We start from the raw sequence: 3,184 nt of genomic DNA, 5'->3' as shown, positions 1-3,184 counted from the left end.
TAAATAAAAATATGAGTAAAATGTTAAATGATATATCTTCATTTGTATTAAAATTTGAAAATGATTTTGGAATTAAAGTAATTTACAAAAATAAGATTAAAAAGTATCATTTGAAAAAACTTTTAAAAAAGCTTAAACGATTATCAATTCAAGAAAATATAGTTTTTGTTCATGGAAAAGGAAAAAGAAAATCACCTATTCAAAAAGCTATAGAAAAATTAAATGAATATATTAATCGATTGAAAAAATACACTAAAGATTTGTACATAATGGGGAAAAGAAATAGTTATTCAAAAACAGATAAAGATGCAACTTTTATGCGAATGAAAGAAGACCATATGAAAAACGGACAGCTTAAACCAGCATATAATGTTCAATTTGGTGTTGATTCTGAATATATAGTTTGGGTAAGTGTTGGACCTCAACCTACAGATACAACAACATTAATACCTTTTTTAAAATCAATCGAAAAATATACTGGATTTAAGTATTCTAAAGTAATAGCAGATTCAGGATATGAAAGCGAAGAAAATTATGTATTTTTAGATGATAATGAGCAATTATCGTTTTTAAAACCATCTGATTATGAAATTAAAAAAACAAAAAAATATAGGAATGATATTGGTCGAAAAGAAAATATGATTTACTGTGAAAAAGATGATTATTACATTTGTAAAAATAACAAAAAGTTATACGTAAGTGGAACAATTAATAGAAAATCAAAAACTGGGTATAAAAGCAAAGTAACTTGTTACACATGTGAAGATTGTAGTAATTGTGAATATAAGAAAAACTGTATTAAAGGAAATAATAGTAAAACACCTATTGAGCAAAGAACTAAAAAGTTGCAAGTATCTAAATTATTTTATAAGAAATGAAAAGAAAATTTAGAAAGAATTACTATTACCTAAGGGCGTAAACTTAGAATGAATAGAAGTATACAGACGGAAGGAGCTTTCGCTCAAGTAAAACAAAATATGCAATTTAAAAGATTTTTAAGTCGTGGTAATCAAAATGTACTTGCTGAGTGTATTCTTGTGGCATTAGCTCATAATATTAATAAACTGCATAGTAAATTAATTAATAATAAATCAGGTTTATATCTTTATGAATTAAAATAATTAGTTTAAATTTATATTCAGAATTTAAACTTTTTCTAAAAATGGGTATTTCTAATACCTTTATTTCTTGTGTCTATTTTTATGTTTTAAAAGTGAATTTTCCTTAATCAAACACTAAAAAGTACATTTAATTTAAGTTAGAAAAAGGCTATCGCAGAACAAGTTTTTAATTGTTCGTGCGACAGCCCCTTTTTTAAAATAAAAATATTTATATTATAAAAATAAAATCTTGAAATAATTTAAACTGGATTGTATAATATAACCTTAGTGATAAATAGTATTTGTGTAATTAGTATTTAAATATTTGCTCAAAGAGTAAATAAAATTTTTATATGTAGAAAGTTATTTTAAAGACAAAAATTAGAGAGGTGTTAAAGTATGAAGCAAGGTTTTGATGCAAAAAAATATTTAGAACAACAATCTAAATATATATTAGAAAGAGTTAATAATTTCGACAAGCTGTATATAGAGTTTGGAGGAAAGCTTATAGGAGATTTACATGCAAAGAGGGTTTTACCTGGATTTGATGAAAATGCGAAAATCAAAGTTCTACAAAATATAAAGGATCAAGTAGAGGTTATAATCTGTGTTTACGCTGGAGACATAGAAAGAAACAAAAAAAGAGGAGACTTCGGTATAACTTACGATATGGAGGTTCTAAGATTAATAGATGATTTAAGAACTTATGAGTTAGATGTAAACAGTGTAGTTATAACAAGATACGAAGGACAACCTGCGACTACAGTATTTATAAACAAGCTAGAACGTCGTGGAATAAAAGTTTACAAGCATGCTCCAACTAAAGGATATCCATCTGATGTAGACACTATAGTTAGTGAAGAAGGATTTGGTGCAAATCCATATATAGAAACTACTAAACCAATAGTTGTAGTAACTGCTCCAGGACCAAATAGTGGTAAGCTTGGAACTTGCTTAAGCCAATTATACCATGAAAATAAAAGAGGAAATTCTGTAGGATATTCTAAATTTGAAACTTTCCCAGTTTGGAATTTACATTTAAATCATCCAGTAAACGTGGCATATGAAGCTGCAACTGTAGATTTAAAGGACGTAAATATGCTAGATTCATTCCATTTAGATAGATATGGAGTAAAGGCTACAAACTACAACAGAGATTTAGAATTATTCCCTGTTCTTAAGAAAATAATCGAAAAAATAACAGGAAAAGAATCTATCTTCCAATCACCAACAGATATGGGTGTTAACAGAGTTGGATTTGGAATATACGATGACGAAGCAGTAAGTGAAGCATCAAGACAAGAAATAATCAGAAGATACTTTAAAACTGGTTGCGAATATAAAAAAGGTGAAGTAAACAAGAGTTCATATGATACTATGTCTCTAATAATGGAAAAATCAAACTTAAAGCCTGAAGATAGAAGAGTTGTACTTCCAGCTAGAGAATACAGCGAAAAACTTAATTCAAATTCAGACAAGGATGAAATATGTTCAGTTGTTGCATTAGAGCTTGAAGATGGAACAATAATAACAGGAAGAAGCTCTGAATTAATGTGTGCTAGTGCAGCTGCAATATTAAACGCTGTTAAGCATTTAGCAAATATTCCAGATGATATGTTATTAATATCACCAGTTATATTAGAACCTATTGTAAAATTAAAAACAGAAACTTTAGGCAGTAGACAAGTTTCACTTAGCCTAGAAGAAGTATTGACAGCTCTTTCAATCTGTGCAGTTACAAATCCACCAGCACAAATGGCTATGGATGAATTAGCGAACTTAAAAGATGTACAAGCCCATTCAACTACTATGCTTACTAAGGACGATGAACAAACATTTAGAAAATTAGGTGTAGATGTGACTTGTGAAGCTGTTTATCCTTCTCAAAACTTATACTATGTATAATAAGGATTGATTTTAAATAGATTTGATATAAAAGAAAATGAGCCTTCTATGAATAATAGAAGGCTATAAATTATTATTTTTATTCGTGTAAGTATTAGTATTTTAAAGACCTCATATTTTTGAGGTGGAATATTATTGTATAATTTTTTTTATGAAAAGTCAATGCATTTTAGAAAAAA

At 27.6% G+C, this 3,184-nt stretch carries 1 protein-coding gene and 1 pseudogene; both read left to right on the top strand.

Annotation, left to right across the window (positions count from 1 at the left end; genetic code table 11):
• Positions 1-11: 11 nt before the first annotated feature.
• A pseudogene (locus tag ACI3VO_RS11120) lies at positions 12-1,121 on the top strand (transposase).
• A 378-nt stretch (positions 1,122-1,499) separates the two neighbouring features.
• Positions 1,500-3,005 (top strand): DUF1846 domain-containing protein, encoded by a 1,506-nt coding sequence (locus ACI3VO_RS11115; RefSeq protein WP_439757982.1) that lies wholly within the window; start codon positions 1,500-1,502, stop codon positions 3,003-3,005.
• Positions 3,006-3,184 lie beyond the last annotated feature (179 nt).

Origin of the sequence: Intestinibacter sp., assembly GCF_051866655.1 — a bacterium.
Classification (GTDB): Bacteria; Bacillota; Clostridia; order Peptostreptococcales; family Peptostreptococcaceae; genus Intestinibacter.
This window is presented reverse-complemented; position numbering and strand designations above follow the sequence as displayed.

Excerpts from the sequence above, each read along its gene's own strand:
- ACI3VO_RS11115 (WP_439757982.1), top strand. The coding sequence starts at position 1,500 with ATGAAGCAAGGTTTTGATGCAAAAAAATATTTAGAACAACAATCTAAA.